The following is a 22,640-nucleotide window of genomic DNA, read 5'->3' as shown; positions in this document are numbered from 1 at the left end:
CACCGCCCCAGAACAGGCATAACGGGTAGAGTGGTGGGGGTGTTTGCCCCACTCCAACACAGGAGAAGAAACAATGAGTGACCATACACGCGCTGTAAGCGATGCCAGCTTTGATGCCGATGTTCTGAAGGCTTCCGGCCTTGTGCTGGTTGATTTCTGGGCAGAATGGTGCGGCCCCTGCAAAATGATCGGCCCGGCTCTGGAAGAAATCGGCAAGGAGTTTGCTGGCAAGGTTACTGTCGCCAAAGTGAACATTGACGAAAACCCTAACACACCCACCACATATGGCGTGCGCAGCATCCCCACCCTGATGCTGGTGCGGGACGGCAAAGTGGTTGAAACCAAAGTGGGTGCGCTGCCAAAAAGTCAGCTTAAGGCATGGGTTGAAGGCGCACTTTAAGCCTTTGCCCGCCTGACGCTTTTGCCCTTCTGCCCGGCAGTGCACCTAGTTGAGTATGGTGCATAATGCTTGGCAGAAGGGTATAAGCAGCGTAATGCACAGGCCAACATGGGCGTGCAGCCCCTTCTTTTTATTGCGCAGTGACAAGGGTTACGATGAGCTGGATCACCGAATATGTCCGTCCTAAAATTCGCGGACTGTTACGCCGTGAAGTGCCGGATAATCTGTGGACCAACTGCGAGTCCTGCAATCAGATGGTGCTGACCAAGGAACTGCACAAAAACCTGAATGTGTGCCCCCATTGCGGCCACCACATGAAGGCGCTGGTAGCCGACCGTTTGAGCTGGACGTTTGATAATGGGGATTTCACCCGTATTGAACTGCCGTCTGCTCCGGTTGACCCGCTGGGCTTTCGGGATCAGAAAAAATATACAGACCGCCTGAAAGATGCGCGGTCCAAAAGCCATGTCGATGAATCTCTGATTGTGGCGCACGGCACCATTGGCGGTCATTCTGCCGTTGTGGCTGTTATGGCGTTTGAGTTCATGGCAGGCACCATGGGCGCAGCCTTTGGGGAGCGGTTTGTGGCCGCGGCCCGTCTGGCTGTTCTACAAAAATCTCCGCTTGTTATTTTCACGGCCTCTGGCGGTGCGCGTATGCAGGAAGGCGCTATCAGCCTGATGCAGATGCCCCGTACCACCATTGCCGTGCAAATGCTTAAGGAAGCAGGCCTGCCCTATATTGTCGTGCTGACCAACCCGACAACAGGTGGGGTTACGGCGTCCTTCGCCATGTTGGGCGATGTGCAGATTGGGGAGCCTAACGCTCTTATCGGTTTTGCAGGGCCGCGTGTTATTCAGGATACGGTACGTGAAAAGCTGCCAGAGGGTTTCCAGCGGTCAGAATATCTGCTGGACCACGGGATGCTCGACATGGTGGTGAATCGTAAAGAGATGCGTGAAACACTGGGCCGCGTCATCGGGTTACTGACCCGCGCGTCAGCCGATGTCACAGCCCCGCCGCCAGCAGCAACGCCAGAACCAGCAGCTTCCGCTTCAGCCTGAGACTCAAACCGTGCCAGCATCAGCCCCCAGCGTTCCGCCCACTACAGAGTTCTCCGGACGTACAGGGGAGGTGCTGGAAAGGCTGAACCGCCTGTATCCGGCCCTGATAGACCTCTCGCTTGGTCGTCTGGAAGCTTTGTTGGCCAAGCTGGGTAACCCGGAGGCAAAGCTGCCGCCGGTTATTCATGTGGCCGGTACCAATGGCAAAGGCAGCACCTGTGCGACTCTGCGTGCCATTGGTGAGGCAGCAGGCTGGCGTGTGCATGTCATGACATCCCCGCATCTGGTGGATGTAACCGAGCGCTTCCGTATTGCCGGTAAACTGGTGAGCGATAGCGAACTGGTTTCTACACTGGAAGAAATTGAGCATATCAACGCTGGTGCGCCGATTACAGTTTTTGAGGTGCTGACAGCAGCAGGCTTTCTGCTCTTTGCCCGTCATCCGGCAGAGTTGGCTATTATCGAGGTCGGGCTTGGTGGCCGGTGCGATGCGACTAATGTGCTCACGCGCCCGGCTGCCTGTATTGTAACCTCTGTCTCCATGGATCATGAGGCCTTTCTGGGCGATTCTCTGGCCGCCATAGCGGGAGAAAAAGCCGGTATTTTCAAACCCGGTGTCCCGGCTGTTACAGGGGCGCAGCCCGATTCCGTCATGCAGGTGCTGGAAGCTGAAGCCGCCAGAGTTGGCGCGCCCCTCAACCGGCGGGGGCATGAATGGCAAATTGTCGCCAATGGTGGGGAAGCGGGGGAGGGCAAACCTACCTCTCTCACCTATACGGATGCTCGCGGTAGCCTGACCTTGCCATGCCCGGCCCTTTCCGGTCCGTGGCAGGTGGAAAACGCCGGTCTGGCCGTTGCGGCGCTGCGGGCGACAGGCCTGTCTTTGCCGGATAAGGCATGGGACGGTATTGCGCGTGTTTCATGGCCAGCACGGATGCAGCGCCTGACAGGCGCTCTTGCAGCGCAGGTGCCTGAAGGGTGGGAAGTCTGGCTGGATGGTGGCCATAATCCTGGTGCAGGCCACGCATTAGCCAAAGAACTGAAAAACTGGAACGACCGCCCCCTGCATCTGCTGGTTGGCATGAAGCAGACCAAGGATGCCTCCGGCTTTCTTGACCCCGTATTGCCTTACGCCACCACGGTTTGGGCGATTAGTGAACCCACACAGCATCTGGCTTTACCGGTAGATGCTATTGTTGCGGCGTCTGGCGGCAAGGCTGAAGTCGGCCCAACTCTGGCACAAGCCCTAACGAGCCTTCGGTTGCATGGCCAGAAGACCGTGCCAGCCCGCGTGCTGATATGTGGCAGCCTGTATTTAGCCGGGGTGGCGTTGACGCAGGATGGGTGGACGCCAGAGGCGTAACACCGAGCGCGTACCCTGAACAACAGGGGACGCCTAGCGCTCTTTTCAGCGGGAAAAAGAGAATGCCAGACCTCTCAGCGTCAAAAACGAGGCTGGTAGCTGACTGAATTATTGGAAAGAATGGTGCCCCCATTCAGATTTGAACTGAAGACCTACCGCTTACAAGGCGGTTGCTCTACCACTGAGCTATAAGGGCATAACGCATGTTCTGCGTAGTGGGCGGATTAAAACGGGAATTTTTGCTCCGCGTCAAGGCCCAGTTTTACGTTAAGCCATAGATTTTTGGGCGTTATGATATTGCATCCCGCAAAGCGCTGGCGCATCTAGTCCGTCATGCCGCACTCAGAGTCAGGATCAATGCCCCATCTTTCCCTGCATGACAGTCAGCGCCGCGCGACCGTGCCCTTTACCCCGCTCGATCCGGAGCATGTAAAGGTCTATTATTGTGGCCCAACGGTGTATGACCTTGCGCATATTGGCAATTTGCGGGCCATGCTGACGGCGGATGTGCTGGTGCGCCTGCTGCGCCACGCTTACCCACGTGTTACCTTTGTGCGTAACATTACGGACGTGGACGATAAAATTACCGCCCGCGCCCGTGAAAATGGCGAAGATATTGCGACCCTGACCGCCCGCACCACGGACGAATTTCATGCTGATTTGGCGGCCATGAACGTGCTGCCGCCGGACATAGAGCCCCGCGCTACCCACAATATTGGGGAAATGCAGGATCTTATCAGCCGCCTGATAGAGAACGGGCATGCTTATGCGGCTGACGGGCATGTGCTGTTCTCGGTTGCATCTTTTCCCTCCTACGGGGCCTTGTCGGGCCGTGACCCGGAAGAACTGGTGGCCGGGGCGCGTGTGGAAGTCGCCTCTTATAAAAAAGACCCCGGAGACTTCGTGCTCTGGAAACCGTCCGATGCCGACCAACCGGGATGGGACAGCCCATGGGGTCGTGGGCGTCCGGGGTGGCATATTGAATGCTCGGCCATGTCGCATCGTTATCTGGGCGAAAGCTTTGACATTCATGGGGGTGGGTCTGACCTGCTCTTCCCGCACCATGAGAATGAGCGCGCTCAAAGCCTGTGCTGTTTCCCACAAGGCAAATTTGCCAATTACTGGGTGCATAACGCCATGCTGCTGGTGGAAGGCGAGAAGATGTCAAAGTCTCTCGGTAACTTCCTGACCATTCGTGACGTGCTGGCACAGGCCCCGGCGGAGGCATTGCGCCTGTTGTTGCTGGGGGCACATTACCGCTCTACCCTGAATTATACCGTGGCAGGCTTGCAGGAAGCCCGTAAAACGCTGGATCGCTTCTACCGTGCTTTGGGGGCAGGCCCTGTGCCTGCAGCGGATGTGCCGGAAGGGGTCATGAAAGCCCTGTCGGATGATCTGAACACGCCTATGGCCATTGCGGAACTGCATGTTCTGGCAGGGCAGGCCCTTGCCGGAGATCGCACTGCGGCAGGCGCGCTGAAGGCCGGTGCCGCCATGCTAGGTCTTTTGCAGGAAGACCCGGAAAAATGGTTCAAGGGCGAAGCATCGGATGAAGATGCCGCTATTGATGCCCTGATAGCTGAGCGTCTGGCGGCAAAAAAAGCGCGGGATTTTGCCAAGGCAGATGCGCTGAGGGACCAGTTGCAGAGTCAGGGGATTGTGCTGGAAGATACCAAGGACGGCACAAACTGGAGGCGTGCATGACCGGGCGGGACGGCGGCGCGCCGCTGGAGCCTGTTGGAAACACGCCGGTTGTTATTCTGGTGCGGCCGCAACTTGCGGAAAATGTTGGCACCACCGCCCGCGCCATGGCCAATGGTGGCCTGTTTCACATGCGGCTTGTCGCCCCGCGTGATGGTTGGCCACAGGACCGGGCATGGCGTGCAGCATCAGGAGCCGACCGTATTCTGGATGCTGCCACGGTCTATGATACCGTGGATGAAGCCGTAGCCGACCTGCACCATGTATACGCGACCTGCCCGCGGCCCCGGCATATTGTCAAACCCATCATGACAGCACGCGGGGGCGCTGCTGAATTACGGGCTGCCACCAATCGTGGCCTCAAGGTAGGGCTGATGTTCGGGCCAGAACGGGCAGGGCTTGATAATGAGGACATGGCACGGGCTGACGGCCTGATACGCTATCCGCTTAATCCGGCGTTCATGTCCCTCAATCTGGCGCAGGCTGTTATGGTCATGGCGTATGAATGGTGGGTTGCCGCTGACCAAACGCCGCCGCGTGAGCTGATGACCAATGAGACGCATGTTGCGACCAAAGGTGAGCTGGAAAATTTCATGGGTCACCTGATTGGTGAGCTGGATGAGTGTGGTTTCTGGCGGAATGAACAGAAGCGCCCCGGTATGGTACGCAATCTGCGGCATTTCTTTACCCGTGGGGAAGTGACCGAGCAGGAGTTACGCACCCTGCATGGTGTTGTGCGTGAGTTGGCCAATAAGCGCAAAACCACCAGAGACTGAATTTGCTGCGGCGGTCAGAATTTTTGGGGTGTGTCGGGGCGGTATAGCCATGCTTCGGGCAGACTGAAAAAGCCTGCCCGAAAAACCTGTGCTGTTAGTCAGCCGCCAGCGGCATGTTACGCTGGGCCATGGCAGTTGTGACATGGTCTTCCAGTGCTGCGGTAATTTTCTCAGCCTGTTTGGCAAAGATATGGTCCGCTTCCGGGAAAACCCGGTAGTCTACCGTAACACCTTTCTGGGTGTTCAGTTTGTCCACCAGCTTATGAATGGCGGGTTCAGGAGCCATATCGTCCTTGCCGCCAGCAATCATCAGGCCGCCGCATGGGCATGGGGCCAGAAAGCCAAAATCATAATAGGTGGCAGGCGGTGCAACGCTGATCCAGCCAGTAATTTCAGGGCGGCGCATCAGCAACTGCATGCCAACAAAAGCCCCGAAGGAGTAACCGGCAATCCACAGGCCGCTGGCATTGGGGTTGACCATCTGCATCCAGTCAAGGGCAGCGGCGGCATCTGAAATTTCACCAATACCACCGTCATAACGCCCTTGAGAGCGGCCAACGCCACGAGAATTGTAGCGCATGACAGAAAAGCCCATTTTCTCAAACGAGCGATACATGGCGTAGGTAATACGGTTGTTCATCGTGCCGCCATGCAGCGGGTGTGGGTGCAGCACGAGAGCAAGCGGCGCGTTAGGTTCGTTTGAATGATGATACCGTCCTTCCAGACGACCGTCCGGACCGGCAAACATAACCTCAGGCATAGGGTTTCCGCATACTGTTTGAATACGTCCGAGGGCATGGCGTATTCAGGTTGGGCGTGTGTCCCGAAACGGTGCGATGCCACGCATCATGCCGGAACAGGCAGGCATCAAGCACCTGCAAACACTCTCAAAGGCGTTCTGCTCCCGGCGTGTAAAACAGCGGAAGGCAGGGTGATCTCAGCTATGGGCAGTGTGCCATGCAGGCCACAGGCGGAAGGGAAGACAGAAAATCCGGCATTGACGTGCCGAAATATGCAGGCATACTTCCTGCCTACTGTCCCTTGACCGGTCTCGGCGGAACGAGTGTTTCCGTAGCGAGTGGTCTTGCTGTGCTGTATGGTATTGACCATAGGCCCTTCTATAGCGGGTGCAGATGCCAAATTTCCACATAAATCGTCCAATTGGCTGTTTTCTGCCTGCTATGCAGAATTGTTTTACAACGGGAGCGCAACAATGACCCCCAACGCCCAAAGCGGCTCCCGTACGCCCCGCATGGTGTATCTGGACGCCAACGCGACGGAGCCCCTCCGCCCTCAGGCGCGGGATGCCGTGCTGGAAGCGGCAGAACTTACCGGTAATCCGTCCTCTGTCCATCGTGCGGGCCGTATGGCGCGGGCCGTATTGGAGCAGGCGCGCGATGATGTTGCTCATGCGTTTGATGTGGCCCCGCTTAACTGCATTTTCACGTCCGGTGGGACAGAGGCCAATGTGCTGGCCATGCACGGACTCGGGCAGGGCAGGCGTTTTCTTGTTGGCATGACAGAGCACGATGCCGTACGCAAAGGCGTGCCAACTGGGGCCGACGTGGCATGGCTCCCTGTGGACGAGAGCGGGCAGGTAAAGCTGGAGGTGTTGGAAGCCGCTCTGGCCCAGTCTCAGGCCGAGGGTGCCGCCCCTGCCTTTGTCTGCCTGATGGCGGCCAATAACGAGACGGGTGTTTTGCACCCGTTGGCGGACGTAGCTTCCTTATGCCGGAAGTATGCGGCGCATCTGCATGTAGATGCCGTACAGGCAGCGGGGCGTATGGTCATGTCAGTGAACCAGAGTGGCATTAACAGTATGGCACTGTCCGGCCACAAGATGGGCGGCCCGAAAGGTGCTGGGGCTTTGCTACTGGCCGGCCCGGCCCCGGCACGGCTTGATCCTCTCTTTGAAGGGGGCGGTCAGGAGCAGGGGCGGCGGGGCGGTACCCAGCCTCTTCCAGCTATTGCGGGGCTGGCGGCCGCTCTAAAAGCAGCATTGCAGACGCCCAGAGACCTCAGTTCGTTACGGAACAAGCTGGAACAGGCCGCCTGTGCTGTAGGGGCGCAGATATGTGGGGCAGACGCACCTCGTCTGGGGAACACCACATCTCTGGTGCTGCCGGGCCGTAAGGCGCAAACGCAGCTTATGCGGCTTGATCTGTCGCATATCTGCGTTTCTGCCGGGTCTGCCTGTTCATCGGGTAAGGTCGCGTTTTCGCATGTCTTGCAGGCCATGGGGCTGGGCGATCAGGCCGGTGAGGCCATTCGTGTTTCCCTCCCTTGGAACGTGCAGGATGAAGACATAGATATCTTTATCAAGGCCTATCAGGGCATGGCGCAGGGCGCGGCGTCAGTTTTGAGTTTTTGAAGCGGGGCGTATATCCCGCCAGTACAGGGGAAAGGGTGATGGAACCTCTCTATCTTGACCATGCAGCCACAACCCCGTGTGACCCACGTGTTGTCGCCGTGATGAGCAAAGCTCTGGTGGAGACAAACGGCAACCCGCACAGCACAACTCACGACTCGGGACGGAAGGCCGCAGCGCTTGTTGAGCATGCCCGCACGCAGGTTGCTGAACTGATTGGCGCAGAGGCCCGTGAGATTATTTTTACGTCCGGCGCGACCGAGGCCAACAATCTGGCCATAAAGGGTGCTGCCCGCTTTCTGGCCACACAAGGCAGCCCCCGCAAACGGGTGGTGACCGTGGTGACAGAGCATAAATGTGTGCTGGAGAGCGTGCGTGATCTGGCGCAGGAAGGGTTTGATCCGGTCATACTACCCGTCCGCCCGGATGGACGGCTGGACCCTGACGTACTGGCCCGTGCGCTGGAGGTTCCCACCGCTGTGGTCTCCCTTATGGCGGCGAATAACGAGACAGGCGTCTTGCAGGATTACGCAACGCTTGCCCCGCTTGTGCAGCAGGCTGGGGCTCTTTTGCATGCGGACCTTGCACAGGCAGCAGGAAAAATTCCGGTGGATGTGCGGGCTATGGGGGTGGCTCTGGGCTCCCTGTCGTCTCACAAACTCTATGGTCCCAAAGGGGTAGGCGCGCTTTATGTGCGGCGCAGGCCTCGGGTACGGCTGCAACCGCTGTTCTCTGGCGGCGGGCAGGAGCGGGGGCTGCGCTCTGGCACCCTGCCGGGCTTTCTGGTGGCTGGGTTTGGGGAAGCCTGTTCCATTGCGCGGGAGCAGCTCGGGCAGGACGCAGCCCATCTGGCGCATTTGCAAACAGTCTTTGTTGACCGGTTGCAGCGTTGCCTGCCGGGAAGTTTTGTCAACGCCCAGAACAGCCAGCGGCTACCGGGTGTGTTTAGTGTGAGGCTTCCCGCAGGCCTACGGGCACTGGATGTTCTGGCGGCACAACCGGGGGTGGCGGCCTCTCTTGGTTCCGCCTGTTCTTCAGCTGACTTGGCCCCCTCTTATGTGCTTGAAGCCATGGGGCTGACGTGGGACGAGGCAGCAAGAAGCTTGCGTCTGTCCCCCGGACGTTTTACCTCAGCCGCCGAGGCGGAGCGTGCGGCAGAGTTGCTGGCACAGGCCGCCCAGAAGGTGCGTGCTTCCCACACACCTCAGGAATCACTGTGCGTGTGAGAGCCTCACCGCGTTAAAGACAGCCTTGGCAGGATAAGAACGAATGCCCCAGATGACGTTTGTTGAACAGGACGGAACCGAACGTACGGTTGATGCGCCACTCGGCCTTTCCGTGCTTGAAATTGCGCACAAGCATGGTGTTGACCTTGAAGGAGCCTGCGAAGGTTCCTTGGCGTGCGCGACCTGCCATGTCATTGTTGACCCGTCATGGGCGCCCAAACTGAGCGAACCGACGGATGATGAAGAAGACATGCTGGATCTGGCCTTCGGTCTTGAAAAGACGTCCCGCCTTGGGTGCCAGATTGTTATGACCGAAGGGTTGGACGGGCTGGTGGTACGCCTGCCGCGTACAGCCTGAACCTGACCGTAAACGAGAAAGAAAGGAAAGCGCCCATGCGCATTCTTGTGGCCATGTCCGGAGGGGTGGACAGTTCCGTGGTTGCCGCCCGCCTTCAGGCAGAAGGGCACGAGGTGGTGGGCGCCACCCTTCAGCTTTATGACTCCCGTGGTGCCGCCAAAAAAGGCGCATGCTGTGCCGGGCAGGATATTCGCGATGCCCGCGCCGTAGCAGACCGCCTTGGCTTCCCGCATTACGTAATTGATGCCGAGCGCCGTTTTCAGGACAGCGTGATTGAACGCTTTGCAGATGCTTATGCAGCAGGTGAAACACCGGTGCCATGTGTAGCCTGCAATCAGGGCGTAAAATTTACGGACCTTCTGGGGCTGGCGCGGGAAATTGGGGCGGATGCCATGGCCACCGGCCATTATGTGCGCCGTGTGGAAGGCCCGCAGGGGGCTGAACTACACCGCCCGGTGGATAGTGCGCGTGACCAGTCATGGTTCCTTTTTGCCACGACGCGTGACCAGTTGGAGTATCTGCGTTTTCCGCTGGGGGATATGCCGGACAAGGCGGCTGTTCGGGCTGAAGCTGAAAAATACGGGCTGATTGTTGCCGGTAAGCCGGACAGTCAGGACCTGTGCTTTGTCAGCGACGGCTCTTACGTTGACCTGGTTGAAAAAATGCACCCGGAAATGGCAGGTGCGGGTGAAATTGTGGATGCTCAGGGCAATGTTGTTGGCCAGCATGAAGGGGTCATGCGCTTTACGGTCGGGCAGAGCAAACGCCTTGGGAATGCCGCCCGCCTGAATGGGGAGCGTCAGATGGTGGTAGGGGTAGAACCTGGCCGCCGGCGTGTGATTATCGGGCCGCGTGAACGGTCTTTTGTTAGTTCCCTCTCCGTGCGGGATGTAAACTGGCTTGTTGATGCACCGCCCGAAGGGCTGGAATGTCATGTGCAGATGCGCGCGCGGGAGATGCCGCGTCCGGCACGGATTATTCCCACAGCACAGGGTGCGCTGGTGCAGTTGACAGAACCTGCCATGCCAGCCCCCGGGCAGGCCTGTGTGTTCTATGACGGAAGCCGTATTCTTGGGGGCGGATTCATCTGCCGGACAGAGCAGGCGACAGCAGCGTAAGGAAAAAGCAGCATGACGGACAGTCAGACTCAGGGCCGCCTTGTTATTGGCACGCAGCGCTATTCGTCGTGGTCGCTAAGGGGTTGGCTCCCTGTCAAGCTGGCGGGTCTGCCTGTTGCTGTTGAGGTCATACCGCTGGAAGGGCAGGGCCAGACCCGCGCTTTGAAGCAACTCTCCCCTAATGGGTGTGTGCCGTATCTGGAGCATAACGGTATACAGGTGTGGGATTCACTCTCTATTGCAGAATACTGTGCTGAGTATGCACCAGCCCTCTGGCCCGCCGACCGTGCGGCGCGGGCGTGGGCACGGTCTATTTCTGCTGAAATGCACTCTGGCTTTCGCGGGGTTCGGTCTAGTTTTCCCATGAATCTGGGCCGCAATAGCAGGGCTCTGCAAACTGAACTTGATGCGGAAACACTGAAAGACGTTGCGCGGATTGACCGTATCTGGACAGAAACCCGCACACGCTATGGCCAAAGTGGCCCGTACCTGTTTGGGGCAGATTTTGGCGTGGCAGACTGCATGTTTGCGCCGGTGGTGTACCGCTTTCTATCCTATGCAGTAGAGGGCTTGTCTGACGTCTCACGCGCTTACATGCAGGCGGTTGCAGCACATCCCTTAATGCAGGACTGGCACGCCGCCGCAGACCGGGAGCCAGAAACATGGCAACTCGCGTTTTACGAGTCCATTCCCTGACACCATGGGGTCCAGCCATGAGGGTGGTGCGACTGTTGCGGCTTCGGATTCCGCTACATGTGAGCCAACACGCCTGAACATTGCGACAGTGCTGCCGCCGTCAGAAGCGTTTGCGGAGGGAGAAGCCGGGGCCATTGCCTTGCTGGTGCAGCGCATGGCGGACGGTATGGAAACGGTTCTTGGCCAAGCGCCACAGGGGCAACCGTTCTCTGGCGTACGCTTTGTTCCCGTAAAACCGCTTCTCAGGCCCTACAGTCTGAGCAAACGCTACGCTTTGGCTGTGGCACAGCGCCTCAAATACATAAAACCTGACCTCATAGAGGTGCATAACCGGCCAGATGTTGCCTTGGCTTTGCATGGGCTTTTACCAAACGTGCCCGTAATGCTGGTGCTTCATAACGACCCTTGCTCCATGCGTGCTGCCCGAAGTGCCGCAGAGCGTGAAAAACTGGGCTGTGCAGTCGCTGTCGTGGCTGTGTCAGAATGGGTCAGGGGGCGTTTTGTCAGTCAGGGCGTCAAGGCCTGTGTTCGGGTTCTGCCCAATAGCTTGGACCTGTCAGTGCTGCCGCCTCGCCCTGCTATCAGAGAGAAAACAATTCTCTTTGCCGGTCGCATTGTGGCCGATAAGGGTGCGGATGCGTTCGTGGCGGCCTGTGCCAGCGTATTGCCACAGAACGTGGGGTGGCGCGCTGAGATGATCGGGGCTGACCGCTTCGGGCCAGCTTCGCCAGAGACACCTTTTTTGGCGGCATTAAGGCCAAAGGCACAGGCTGCCGGTATCATCATGCGTGGCTATCAGCCTCATGCCAGCGTTTTACAGGCCATGGCGCGGGCCGCCATTGTTGTTGTGCCAAGCCGCTGGGCAGAACCGTTTGGCATGGTGGCTCTTGAGGCCATGGCGTGCGGCGCAGCCGTTCTTGTTTCCGCTCATGGAGGCTTGCCAGATATCGTGGCAGATGCGGGGTCTTACTGTGACCCGGACACTCTGGAAAATTTTGTAGCGGCTTTAGACCGTCTGGTGCAGGACGGCAGCTTGCGCCAGCAACTGGGGCAGCAGGGTATGCACCGTGCTTTGGCGTTTGATACAGCCACTATACGCAGTAAACGGTTGGCACTGCATGAGGACATTGTGCGGGAATGGCAGTGGCGCGGCACGTTTCAGAAACAATGTCGCTAAGGCCTAAAGCCGCGTTTTAAACGCCAGAAACGGGGTGCGATATTGAGTCATCACTCTGCCAGCCACATGCCTTTAGGGCAGCTGTCATGCCCGCTCGGGGTGGGGCGGTAACACTCAGTGGTGGGGTAAAAGGCAGCACCAGACTGCGCGCCAGCAAATGCAGGCCCTGTGGGTGCTGTGTGCCATACAGGCTGTCACCAATAATAGGCCAGCCCATGGCGGCACAATGAACACGGGCCTGATGTGTACGGCCAGTGTGAAGGATCAGCTCAAGCCAGCATAAGCCCGCTCCCCGGCCCAAGACATGCCAGCTTGTACGGGCCGCGTCCCCCTTGGGGGAGGCGACCATACGCCACCCTTTGTCCCGGCTGCTCTGCTTTAAAAGGGGAAGGTCAATCTCCCCTGTGTCAGTGGTCGGGCCACCAGCAACCACGGCCCAATATGTTTTTTGAGCGGTTTTGGTGGCAAAGGCCTGTTGCATGGTGAGCAACGGTTGTTTGCGTAAGGCTATGGCCAGGCAACCAGATGTTTCCGTATCAAGCCTATGGGCAAGCCATGGCCCATCCTTGCGGCGGGAAAGCTGCGGAAAATACTGCTCTACGCAAGGGCCACCTGCGGGGCCAGTGTGGACAGGAAGGCCCGCAGGTTTGTTGAGAATAACCACATGCTGGTCTTGGTAGAGAATATCCAGCGGGAAGGGGAGGGCGTCAGACGAGGTCATTCTTCCTCGCGGGAGGCACCCACCAGAACCTTCCGGCGACCAACATGGTCAGCCCGGCTGATAATGCCTTCCTTTTCCATCTGTTCAATCAGTTTGGCAGCCCGGTTATAGCCGATGGACAGATGGCGCTGAACGAAGGACGTGGAGGCTTTTCCCTCGCGCGTTACAATCGCTACGGCTTCATCATACATATCGGACTCGCCATCACTGTTGCCAGAGCGGCTGCTTCCACCACTGCTGGCTGGCGCGTCCTCTACTGGTTCGGAGAGCACATCGTCATCGTAAATCGGCTCGCCCTGTTCTTTCAGGAAGTTGACAACCTGCTCAACCTCACTGTCCGCCACAAACGGACCATGAACACGGGTAATGCGGCCACCGCCCTGCATAAAGAGCATGTCGCCTTGCCCCAGAAGCTGCTCAGCGCCCTGTTCCCCCAGAATGGTACGGCTATCAAATTTGCTGATAACCTGGAAGGAGATACGGGTTGGGAAGTTGGCTTTAATGGTGCCGGTAATCACATCCACAGATGGGCGCTGTGTGGCCATGATAACGTGAATACCCGCAGCACGTGCCTTTTGGGCCAGACGCTGGACGCAGGCATCAATTTCCTTGCCTGCCGTCATCATCAGGTCAGCCACCTCGTCAATGATCACCACAATATAGGGCATGGGATCAAGCGTTACGGACTGCTCTTCAAAAACCGGGGTGCCAGTTTCCGGGTCGAACCCTGTCTGCACACGGCGGACAACAATTTCACCATCAGCGCGGGCTTCAGCAGCGCGGGCATTGTACCCGGCAATGTTACGCACCTGTAGATGCGCCATGGTGCGGTAGCGGCGGTCCATCTCACGCACAACCCATTTCAGGGCGTTTACCGCCTTTGCGGGCTCGGTCACAACTGGTGTCAGCAGGTGGGGGATACCGTCATAAATCGACAGTTCCAGCACCTTGGGGTCAATCATGATCAGGCGGCACTCATCAGGCGAAAGCTTGTAGAGCAGCGACAGGATCATGGCGTTCACGCCAACAGATTTACCTGACCCGGTTGTCCCGGCCACCAGCAGGTGAGGCATGCGTGCCAGATCACTGAACGTTGGTTCGCCCGCAATGTCTTTACCCAGCGCCAGAGAAAGCTGGGCCGGGTCATTCTGCCATTCTGGCTGGTTCAGCAGTTCTGAGAGGTAAACGGTTTCACGGGTCTGGTTAGGGACTTCAATGCCAATCACATTGCGGCCTGGCACCGTAGCAATACGCACACTCAAAACGGACAGAGACCGAGCAACGTCATCAGCCAGACCAATCACACGGGCAGACCGAATACCGGCGGCAGGCTCAAGTTCATACAGCGTGACAACAGGGCCGGCGCTCATGCCCACAATGGTGCCCTGCACACCGTAATCTGCCAGAACCTGCTCCAGCAGACGGGCGGTTGCGTTCAGCGCATCTGCTGAGGGACCATGCTGGGCACTTAAAGGAGGGGGTTTGAGCAGGCCAAGTGGAGGAAGCTCCCACCCCCCTTTCTTTGTGGTTGGCATGGTTTTGGCAGCAGCGCCTGCGCCTGTTTTTTCCGGGTTAAAGAGCCGACCCAGTAGGCCATTCTTTGTTTGTGCGGCTTGTGGCGTGGCAACCGGTGCGGGCGTGGGGGCGGCGTAAGCGCTTTCGTCCCGTACTGTAGGCATGGTTGTTTTTGCGGCAGGCAGGGATGGTGCCGATGCGGCCTCTTCCCGCAGGGCAAGAGCAGTCCCTGGAGTGGGGGGTGAGGGTTCATCATGAAATGCCAGGTCGTCTTCATCATCCAGCGGGTCATCAAACAGGCTATGGGCGGACTGTGTTTGGCTGGAGGAATACAAGGTCTCCTCGCCGGTGGCGTAACCGCCAGCCGGGCCGGAAGCTATGGCAGGTTCTGCATGGGGCTTGCGGCTGGCATAATACTGCACAAAACGCATACCCAGTTGGCCCGGCAGGCGGACAACCACCATGAAACCACGCCAGAGCGCCAACCATTCCTGACGGCGTAGCCCTGTGGCCAAGGCTGTCAGCAGGCAAGCCAGCAACAACCCCAGAATCCAGATAACCATACCGCCAGCAGGGCCGATAGCCGCTGTGCCCGCAGAAAGAGAAGCCTGAGCAATTGAAAACCCAATGCCACCGCCAAGGCCTGCGGCTGTGGGCCACAACATAGGTGCCAGAGCCGTAAACAATAAAGGTAGTGCAGCAAAAAGCGCCCCAAAGACGGGCAGAAGGCACAGAAAGGCCACCACACGCAGGCCAAATACCATCAGGGATTCATGCCCTAACAGTCTATGGCTCATGAAGCGCCACCCCCATGCCATCAGCACAAGTGCTGGCATTACGGCCGCAATGCCAATCCCTTGCAATAATGTGTCAGACAACACAGCTCCTGCCATGCCCAGAAGGTTGGTAGGGGCTTGGCCTGTTGCCGTATTAAAGGACGGGTCTTTGGGATTATACGTTACCAAAGCAACAAGAAGCGCACACGCAAGCACGCACAGCAGAATGCCTCCCCCTTCTTCAAGCTTTAAGCGAAGCTTGCTTTTGTAGGAGGGCACAACATAGTCGGTAGAGTGTGTGTGGCTTGTTCGCGCCAAAGGTCTGGATCCTGACTCCGATAGGGATGACGGGTACCCCACTGCTCAGCAGTGTCTGATCCGTCATGGTCCGTGCAGCAAAAATTGCAGTTTATAGTGATAGCGCAAGTCTATCGTTAACGGAGGCTATAAAGAAGGTTTGTACGGCAGAGTTTTGGCAAAGCGGTAGATTTTTACGTATCAACCCAGCAAAAACCAGAGTTTGAAGACAAGTTGCTCCATCATGCCGTGCCGTTTCAGGTCCGGAAGCTGCCGCAAAATGGAGAATCGGGCCAGCAAGCCTGCCAAACCTGAGTGCAGCCCTTTTTCCAGAATAAGCAGACTTTGCACGTTCTGGGGTGCAACATGGTCCCTATTGGCCAGTAAGGTCTGGGTATTGGCCCAGAAAATAGCCATGAAAGCATGGCGTCCTCGTTTAAGAGCGGCAAACGCACGGTGCATAAAACGCGCCTGAGAACCTACAGTATTGGCCCCATGTTGCCGATATAGCAAAACAGGCTGGTTATCCGTCACCACCCTTCCGCCTGCGGCACACACCATGAGGTAGGCCCACCAGTCATGCAGGATTTTTCCAGCAGGGGGAGGGCAGGCTTTTAAGAGTCTACAGGCGGCAGGAGACAGAATGACGGTACAGCCAGTAGCAATATTCTGGGTCATGGCCTCCAGAAAGCTGGTCTGTGAAGGCAGGTGCGGGGAGAGTCCCGTTGCTACCAGATGGCGGTCTGTCAGGGTTTGCCGCGCACAGTAAAGGCCCGGTTGTGTAATAGGTGTTGCCAGCAATGCCTGCCACCCACGCGTCAATTTATCTGGTAGCCAGACATCGTCCTGATCGCAAAAGGCAGCCATGGCATTGTCAGGTACGGCTGCAAGCAGGGTGGAATAGGAATTCTGGACGCCTTTATGCCTGCCATTCTCTAACCCTACCGCTTTGCAGCGTGCATGACCAACTTTGGCGGTAAAGGCCTGCATAATGGCTTGGCTGTTATCGGTTGAACCATCATCCCGCCACAGCAACACCCAATCGGTATGATTCTGCTGTTCAAGAGAGGCAAGTTGCTCGTTTAAATAAAGAGCACCATTGTAAATGGAGAGAAGAATATAAATGGTATCAGAGTTTTGCGAAGAAACACTGGGTATGGTGGGTGCAAGAGTCTGATGCATAAGGCGTACTAAAAATATGTGTAGAGAAAAGGATATGACATTTTATATTTTAAATACCATATCCTTTTCACAAAAAACGTAGAGCTATTTCTGTGTGAAAATTTCGCTTACGGTTTTCTTAACACTCTCTTCCCACTTGGGCATGGTAACACCGAATACAGTGTTTAATTTACTATTATCCATGCGGGAATCTGCCGGACGTTTGGCAGGCGTGGGCCAGTCTTCTGTGCGAATGGCCGTAACTTCAGGCATTTTCTGACCGTGGGCCTCGGCATCTTTCAACGCAGCCACGGCAAGGCCGTACCATGTTGTCTCACCGGTGCCGCACACATGATAAATGCCAGCGTAACTGTCTTTCCAGCCATCTTTTTCAAGAACGGCCAGTACGGACAGAATAGCCTGCGCAAGATCATCAGAGCTGGTCGGGTTGCCGCGCTGGTCGCCTACAACTTTGAGTGCAGGATTTTTAGCGCCCGCATTCAGCATAGTGCGTACGAAATTCTTGCCATGTGCCGAGTAGACCCAGGACGTCCGAAACACCAGAGTTTTAGGGTTGGCGGCAAGGGCAAGCGTCTCCCCTTCTGCCTTGGTGCGGCCATAGACAGTTTGTGGAGAAACAGGGTCTGTCTCCACATACGGACTGCCTTTATCGCCAGAAAAAACATAATCCGTTGAAACGTGAATAAACGGAATATCCCGCAGCGCGCATAGGCGTGCCAGTTCAGCCGGGCCACTGGTGTTGGCGCGTGCTGCGGCATCGCTTTCAGTTTCTGCCAGATCAACGGCTGTCCAGGCGGCAGCGTTGACAACAGCGACCGGCTTGATGGCGTCCAGCGTGGCAGCCAGAGTTTCAGGCTTGTCAAAATCAAACTCAGGCCGACCCACGCACTGAATACGGGGTCCGCCCAGATTGACCAGAGACGTAGCAAGCTGCCCTTTACCACCTGTTACCAGAATGGGGCCGCCCTGTGATGCCAGAACACTCATGAAAACACTCCTGCCCTTAAATGTGGAACCAGCCCTTGGCGGCTGAGAACTCAGGTGCTTCCAGATCTTTTTCTGACAGCACGGCTTCTTCTGGTTTCACGGGCCAGTCAATGGCAAGTTCAGCGCTGTTCCAGATCACAGCGCGCTCAGAAACCTTGCTGTAAAGGCCGGTGCATTTGTACTGCACTTCAGCATTTTCAGTCAGTGTGCAGAATCCGTGCAGGAAGCCCGGTGGAATCCACAACTGTGACCAGTTTTCTTCCGACAGCTCGGCTGCAACCCATTTGCCATAGGTGGGAGAGCCTGTGCGTGCGTCGACAGCAACGTCCCAGATAGCGCCTTTGGTGCAGCGCACCAGCTTGCCCTGAGCATGTGGGTCAAGCTGGCAATGCAAGCCACGTACAACCCCTTTCTGGCGGGAAAGGCTCTGGTTATCCTGCACGAAAGGCTGTGCAATGCCAGCGTCCCGCATACGGTCAACATTGTAGGTTTCAGAAAAGAAACCGCGATTATCGCCAAAACGTGGGGGTGTTACGAGAATAACATCGGGGATAGCGAGGCGTTCAACCTTCATGGCACAGGCTCCTGATCAAAAGCAGAGGACAAAGAGTTTAGGACGGCTGCACTCAGCAGCCGTCCTGCGCAGAATCGGCAACCTGCATGAGCAGGCGGCCCAGTTCCGTCTTGATCATGCGCTGGGCGTGTGCCCGGAGCTGATCTGCTGTGATGTATCCCATACGGAATGCAACTTCCGCAGGTGAACCCACAAGCATGCCCTGTCGTGCCTGAATGGTGTGCACAAACTGACCGGCTTCCATCAAGCTGTCAGGAATGCCGGCATCCAGCCATGCGCACCCACGGCCCAGCCGGTCGACATGGAGCGTGCCTTCTTCCAGATAGAAGCGGTTGAGGTCGGTAATTTCCAGCTCACCACGGGCAGACGGTTTGACCCGCTTTGCAAACTCAAGGACGCGGTTATCGTAGAAATACAGACCCGTGATCGCCCAGTTGGAGGGTGGGTCTACCGGCTTTTCCACAACACTCAGGGCGCGGCCGGTGCTGTCAAACGTAACCACGCCATAACGCTCTGGGTCACGGACCTGATACGCAAACACTGTCGCACCTACGGGCCGCAGTGCTGCGCTACGCAGTGCTGCGCTGAGATGGTCCGCAAAAATTAGGTTGTCACCAAGGGCCAGGGCGCACGGTGCGTTGTCCAGCCAGTCTTCTGCAATCAGAAACGCCTGCGGAATACCATCCGGGGACGGCTGAGCGCGGTATTCAAATTTCACCCCGAACTGAGACCCATCGCCCAGCAGCCGTTTGAACTGCGGGATATCAGCCGGTGTGCTGATGATCATGATGTCCCGAATCCCGGCCAGCATCAGCGTGGAGAGGGGATAATACACCATGGGTTTGTCATAAACGGGCAGCAACTGCTTGCTGGCCGCCAGCGTCATGGGGTACAGGCGCGTGCCTGACCCGCCAGCCAGCAGAATGCCTTTCATGGGCGTAGGCACAGGAGCTTTTTGGGTCATTCTTTGACGGTCCCCAGACGGTTGCCAGTGTAGCGGCGGGCACGAATGCTTTCCCACCAGTCGCGGTTATCCAGATACCACTGCACGGTGCGGCGGATGCCGGTTTCAAAAGTATGTTTTGCTTTCCAGTCCAGCGCCTGTTCGGCATGGGACGGGTCAATTTCATAGCGGAAATCGTGGCCGGGACGGTCCGACACATAGCGGATAAGGCGTTCGCGCGGGCCAGCGGGGTCTGGCAGCAACTCGTCCAGTACGGCGCAGATGGTTTTGACAACTTCAAGATTCGTGCGTGGCTGGCGCGCGCCAATGGCGTAGGTTTCGCCCGGCACGCCATTTTCCACAGCTTTTACCAGCGCTTCAGCGTGGTCTTCAACAAACAGCCAGTCACGAACATTGTCCCCCTTGCCGTAAACCGGCAGTTCTTTGCCTTCAATCGCGTTGATGGTGACAAGAGGGATCAGTTTTTCCGGGAAGTGCCAGATACCGTAATTGTTCGTGGTGTTGGTCACAAATGTTGGTAGCCCGTAAGTATGATACCAGGCCCGGACCAGATGGTCAGAGGCTGCCTTGCTGGCAGAGTATGGACTGCGCGGATCGTACGGTGTCGTTTCAGTAAAGGGCGGGTCATTGGCCTCCAGTGCCCCAAACACCTCGTCTGTGGAGATGTGGTGGAAGCGGAATGCCTTTTTGGCGTCAGGCTCCAGCGTCAGCCAGTATTTGCGTGCAGCTTCGAGCAGAGAGTAGGTGCCGACAACATTGGTCTGAATGAACACGCCCGGACCATCAATAGAGCGGTCAACGTGGCTTTCTGCCGCAAGATGCATGACAGCATCCGGACGGAATGTTTCAAACAGATGGCTCATTGCGGCGCCATCTACAATGTTGGCCTGAGCGAACTCGTAGCGTCCTGTGGCAGCAGCATCTTCTACGGTTTCGGTTGAGGCGGCATAGGTCATGCAGTCAACATTGAGAACAGAGTGATCTGTTGCTCGCATAAGGTGACGGATTACTGCAGACCCGATGAATCCGCACCCGCCAGTCAATAAAATACGCATTGAGATTCCGCTGTTGGTGGACCAAAATCAACTTCAAAATAGCACAAGGCAAACATAGCCCAGAAGAGTCGTGTTAGCCAGTAATGATATCAATTTTGCAAAATTTGTATCTATGATGTCATGACACTGGAAAGTTATGGTGTGTTCAACGCAGGTGGGAATTGGAAAAAATGTTTGTCGAAAACCTGACAGGCGCAGCACAGCATATTTTTAAGAGGCCTGAATTTAAGGTTTTGGAAAGCTATTGTTCTGTTTCCACTCAGCCGTCCCTTCAGGCCCCCTTTTACCTTTATGGGGACGGGCGCATCGTGCTTGGGGCTCCGTGTTTGTATGATCACGCCTTGGCGCCCCTCTTTATAAGATATGTCTTGGAGGTCAGCCTGCTGACGCAGGATACGCAGCACACACCCGAGTATATGCTCAGGGCTTGTCTTGTTGCCGCACGTGTCACGGCACGCTTCTGGGTTATGGATGCCGCGCAGGATAGTCCCGTGCCTGAGGCTTGGATTTCTGCTTTTGCCTCGTCTCTTATTCCCTCACGGCAGCAGCTAAACGCTGTGGTTGCCAGCTTTTTGCCGTGTATGGCTGATGCCCCCCCACTCTCATTCCTGACTGAGGCGGTGTGGACCAGATGCCATGAGTGGCTCCAGCGCGTCTGGCCTCTTATTGGCTGTGTCGAATCGCTCATGACAGATGGGGGAGATACGCGGCTGGCTATTACGCCTCAGACCGGCCTGAACCATTATGGGTGCTCACACCGTCCGCGCCCATGGGCTGTAACATTTGCCTCATCTACCGCGTCCTCATTATCTGAGCGAGGTTTCGCGGCTGCTGAATATTTCCGTGTTGCCTTTATGAGGGCACTCATAAAAGAAGAGCAGACAGAGTTCCTGGCGCACCATGCCGATGACATGAGGCATTTTTTAAAAACATTCTTTGGGTTGCAAAATCAGGCTGCAGTCGTCCTTTGTGCATCGGGAACAGATGCCGCGCTGGCCGTACTTGCTCTTTCACAAATGAAAAGCGGGAAAGTTAAAACCATATTAACGGAGCCTGATGAAACGGGACGCGGTATTCCTCTGGCCGCACAAGGCTGCCATTTTGACAATGAAACATCAGGTGGTGAGTTTGTAAAAAAACTTGAAATTATATCTGGTTTTAAAGAATCAGAAGATACGGTAACACTCTCATTGCGGAATGAAGAGGGTGGATTGCGCCCCATGGATGAGGTTGTGCTTGCGTGCCATGCGGCTGTTGCCCAAGCCGTAGCCAGCGGGCAGCGTGTTTTGCTGCATGTGCTTGATCTGTCAAAAACAGGCCTTCTTGCGCCGGATATGCAGGCGATGTCTGATTTATCTGCGGCGTATCCCGATCATCTGGATATTGTTGTGGATGCCTGTCAGGCTCGCCTTATGCCGCAGCGTATACAGGCCTATCTGGCAAAAAACTGGGCGGTTATGGTTACGGGTTCCAAATTTTATACAGGTCCGCCGTTTTGTGGGGCTCTCCTATTGCCAGCAGAATGGCGGAACCGTTTGGACCATCATTCTCTTCCTTCTGGTTTGGCAGCTTATGCGTATCAAAATGAATGGCCATCAGCAGCAGGCTGCGCAGGCCTTGCCCCGGGAAGCAATCATGGTCTGCTTCTACGTTGGACCGCAGCACGGGCGGAAATGGAGGCCTTTGCTTCTGTCCCGGCCTCAACAATACAAATAAGGTTGCAGTATTTCCTGCATGAGGTGACGCAGGCCATTTTGTTGAACGCTGACCTGCAACTGGTCACACCTTTTGTGCCACAACGAGACCCGCTCCCTCATGACTGGGACCGGCAGCAAACCATTCTCTCCTTTCTGGTCCGTGCGCCAGAAGCGGCAGATATAGATCATCCGCTAGACTTCGAGCGGTGCCGAAAAATGTATTACTGGCTTAATGCTGACCTCTCCCCCTATGTTCCGGTGGAGTACAAATTATTAGCTGAACTTTTATGCCATATTGGCCAGCCTGTGGCATTACCGCACCCTCATGCAGCAGGGGGTAAAGCTGGGGCGCTGCGCCTCTCTGCCGGGGCACGACTAGTTTCGGGCGAGCCGTCTCATAAAACCCTTGGGGTGGATGTACGCATGAAGCGTGAAACGGAAGATGCTCGAAAAGTTCTTCAAAAAATAAGCTTAATTCTTAATTTCTGGTCAGATATTGCAGCGGCGGACCCGCTTCCATCCTATCGGCCCCTGAGCCACAAGATGTATTCAGCTTTGAGTGAAGAGACAGGACTGGCACCGTCTTCTCTTGCAATGGGCTCCTCATAACAGCACAACGGACACT

At 56.6% G+C, this 22,640-nt stretch carries 20 protein-coding genes and 1 tRNA gene; 12 read left to right on the top strand and 9 right to left on the bottom strand.

Features of this window, described 5'->3' with window-relative positions; translation table 11 throughout:
* Positions 1-73 precede the first annotated feature (73 nt).
* The 3 genes from trxA to Abci_RS09415 all read left to right on the top strand — a co-directional run bounded on the left by trxA (position 74) and on the right by Abci_RS09415 (position 2,827).
* The gene (gene trxA, locus Abci_RS09425; RefSeq protein ID WP_048838914.1) at positions 74-400 is read left to right on the top strand and encodes a thioredoxin TrxA; all 327 of its coding nucleotides are present in this window, start codon (positions 74-76) and stop codon (positions 398-400) included.
* Positions 401-555: 155 nt separating this feature from the next.
* Positions 556-1,464, top strand: a complete 909-nt coding sequence (accD, locus tag Abci_RS09420) for an acetyl-CoA carboxylase, carboxyltransferase subunit beta (protein ID WP_048838913.1) — start codon at positions 556-558, stop codon at positions 1,462-1,464.
* A complete protein-coding gene (locus tag Abci_RS09415; RefSeq protein WP_084597607.1) occupies positions 1,406-2,827 on the top strand; it encodes a bifunctional folylpolyglutamate synthase/dihydrofolate synthase in 1,422 nt (473 codons plus the stop codon). Before accD ends, Abci_RS09415 begins: the two co-directional genes overlap by 59 nt.
* A gap of 121 nt (positions 2,828-2,948) precedes the next feature.
* On the opposite strand, the gene Abci_RS09410 is transcribed toward Abci_RS09415, so the two are convergent.
* Positions 2,949-3,023 (bottom strand) — tRNA-Thr (locus tag Abci_RS09410).
* A gap of 161 nt (positions 3,024-3,184) precedes the next feature.
* Between Abci_RS09410 and cysS the strand changes: the two genes are divergently transcribed.
* Together cysS and Abci_RS09400 are read left to right on the top strand one after the other, a co-directional pair.
* The gene (cysS, locus tag Abci_RS09405; protein WP_048838912.1) at positions 3,185-4,531 is read left to right on the top strand and encodes a cysteine--tRNA ligase; all 1,347 of its coding nucleotides are present in this window, start codon (positions 3,185-3,187) and stop codon (positions 4,529-4,531) included.
* Positions 4,528-5,304 carry an RNA methyltransferase gene (locus tag Abci_RS09400; RefSeq protein ID WP_048838911.1) on the top strand — a complete coding sequence of 259 codons (777 nt, stop codon included), beginning with the start codon at positions 4,528-4,530 and terminating at the stop codon, positions 5,302-5,304. The genes cysS and Abci_RS09400 overlap by 4 nt, the downstream gene beginning before the upstream one ends.
* A 94-nt stretch (positions 5,305-5,398) precedes the next feature.
* Here Abci_RS09400 and Abci_RS09395 read toward each other — a convergent pair whose 3' ends face one another.
* Entirely contained in the window at positions 5,399-6,064 is a 666-nt protein-coding gene (locus Abci_RS09395) for an alpha/beta hydrolase (RefSeq protein WP_048838910.1), read from the bottom strand.
* A gap of 453 nt (positions 6,065-6,517) precedes the next feature.
* Here Abci_RS09395 and Abci_RS09390 point away from each other — a divergent pair, with 453 nt between their 5' ends.
* The 6 genes from Abci_RS09390 to Abci_RS09365 are packed head-to-tail and all read left to right on the top strand — an operon-like array spanning position 6,518 to position 12,247.
* Positions 6,518-7,675 carry a cysteine desulfurase family protein gene (locus Abci_RS09390; RefSeq protein WP_244877637.1) on the top strand — a complete coding sequence of 386 codons (1,158 nt, stop codon included), beginning with the start codon at positions 6,518-6,520 and terminating at the stop codon, positions 7,673-7,675.
* Between the two features lie 38 nt (positions 7,676-7,713).
* Positions 7,714-8,898 (top strand): cysteine desulfurase family protein, encoded by a 1,185-nt coding sequence (locus Abci_RS09385; RefSeq protein WP_048838909.1) that lies wholly within the window; start codon positions 7,714-7,716, stop codon positions 8,896-8,898.
* Positions 8,899-8,941: 43 nt separating this feature from the next.
* Positions 8,942-9,256, top strand: coding sequence for a ferredoxin family 2Fe-2S iron-sulfur cluster binding protein (locus Abci_RS09380; protein ID WP_048838908.1), 315 nt, complete (start codon positions 8,942-8,944; stop codon positions 9,254-9,256).
* A 35-nt stretch (positions 9,257-9,291) separates the two neighbouring features.
* On the top strand, positions 9,292-10,374 hold the full coding sequence (mnmA, locus tag Abci_RS09375) for a tRNA 2-thiouridine(34) synthase MnmA (RefSeq protein WP_048838907.1): 1,083 nt from the start codon (positions 9,292-9,294) through the stop codon (positions 10,372-10,374).
* A gap of 12 nt (positions 10,375-10,386) precedes the next feature.
* The gene (locus Abci_RS09370; RefSeq protein WP_048838906.1) at positions 10,387-11,070 is read left to right on the top strand and encodes a glutathione S-transferase family protein; all 684 of its coding nucleotides are present in this window, start codon (positions 10,387-10,389) and stop codon (positions 11,068-11,070) included.
* A 4-nt stretch (positions 11,071-11,074) separates the two neighbouring features.
* The gene (locus Abci_RS09365) at positions 11,075-12,247 is read left to right on the top strand and encodes a glycosyltransferase family 4 protein (protein ID WP_146806816.1); all 1,173 of its coding nucleotides are present in this window, start codon (positions 11,075-11,077) and stop codon (positions 12,245-12,247) included.
* Positions 12,248-12,263: 16 nt separating this feature from the next.
* On the opposite strand, the gene Abci_RS09360 is transcribed toward Abci_RS09365, so the two are convergent.
* The 7 genes from Abci_RS09360 to rfbB form a co-directional block, all read right to left on the bottom strand.
* Positions 12,264-12,968 (bottom strand): RluA family pseudouridine synthase, encoded by a 705-nt coding sequence (locus Abci_RS09360; protein ID WP_048838905.1) that lies wholly within the window; start codon positions 12,966-12,968, stop codon positions 12,264-12,266.
* Entirely contained in the window at positions 12,965-15,577 is a 2,613-nt protein-coding gene (locus Abci_RS09355; protein WP_048838904.1) for an FtsK/SpoIIIE family DNA translocase, read from the bottom strand. The genes Abci_RS09360 and Abci_RS09355 overlap by 4 nt, the downstream gene beginning before the upstream one ends.
* Before the next feature lie 180 nt (positions 15,578-15,757).
* Entirely contained in the window at positions 15,758-16,738 is a 981-nt protein-coding gene (locus Abci_RS09350) for a glycosyltransferase (RefSeq protein ID WP_048838903.1), read from the bottom strand.
* Positions 16,739-16,822: 84 nt separating this feature from the next.
* The gene (gene rfbD, locus Abci_RS09345; RefSeq protein ID WP_048838902.1) at positions 16,823-17,725 is read right to left on the bottom strand and encodes a dTDP-4-dehydrorhamnose reductase; all 903 of its coding nucleotides are present in this window, start codon (positions 17,723-17,725) and stop codon (positions 16,823-16,825) included.
* 16 nt (positions 17,726-17,741) lie between these two features.
* Positions 17,742-18,299 carry a dTDP-4-dehydrorhamnose 3,5-epimerase gene (gene rfbC / locus Abci_RS09340; protein ID WP_048838901.1) on the bottom strand — a complete coding sequence of 186 codons (558 nt, stop codon included), beginning with the start codon at positions 18,297-18,299 and terminating at the stop codon, positions 17,742-17,744.
* Between the two features lie 52 nt (positions 18,300-18,351).
* Positions 18,352-19,233 (bottom strand): glucose-1-phosphate thymidylyltransferase RfbA, encoded by an 882-nt coding sequence (gene rfbA / locus Abci_RS09335; protein ID WP_181015847.1) that lies wholly within the window; start codon positions 19,231-19,233, stop codon positions 18,352-18,354.
* A gap of 26 nt (positions 19,234-19,259) precedes the next feature.
* Positions 19,260-20,318 (bottom strand): dTDP-glucose 4,6-dehydratase, encoded by a 1,059-nt coding sequence (gene rfbB, locus Abci_RS09330; protein WP_048838899.1) that lies wholly within the window; start codon positions 20,316-20,318, stop codon positions 19,260-19,262.
* 170 nt (positions 20,319-20,488) lie between these two features.
* On the opposite strand from rfbB, the gene Abci_RS09325 reads away from it, so the two are divergent.
* Positions 20,489-22,624 carry a hypothetical protein gene (locus Abci_RS09325; protein WP_048838898.1) on the top strand — a complete coding sequence of 712 codons (2,136 nt, stop codon included), beginning with the start codon at positions 20,489-20,491 and terminating at the stop codon, positions 22,622-22,624.
* The last annotated feature ends 16 nt before the right edge of the window (positions 22,625-22,640 follow it).

This window comes from Acetobacter cibinongensis, from assembly GCF_000963925.1.
Taxonomy (GTDB): domain Bacteria; phylum Pseudomonadota; class Alphaproteobacteria; order Acetobacterales; family Acetobacteraceae; genus Acetobacter; species Acetobacter cibinongensis.
The sequence above is the reverse complement of the archived record's forward strand: the minus strand, read 5'-3'. Positions and strand labels throughout refer to the sequence as shown.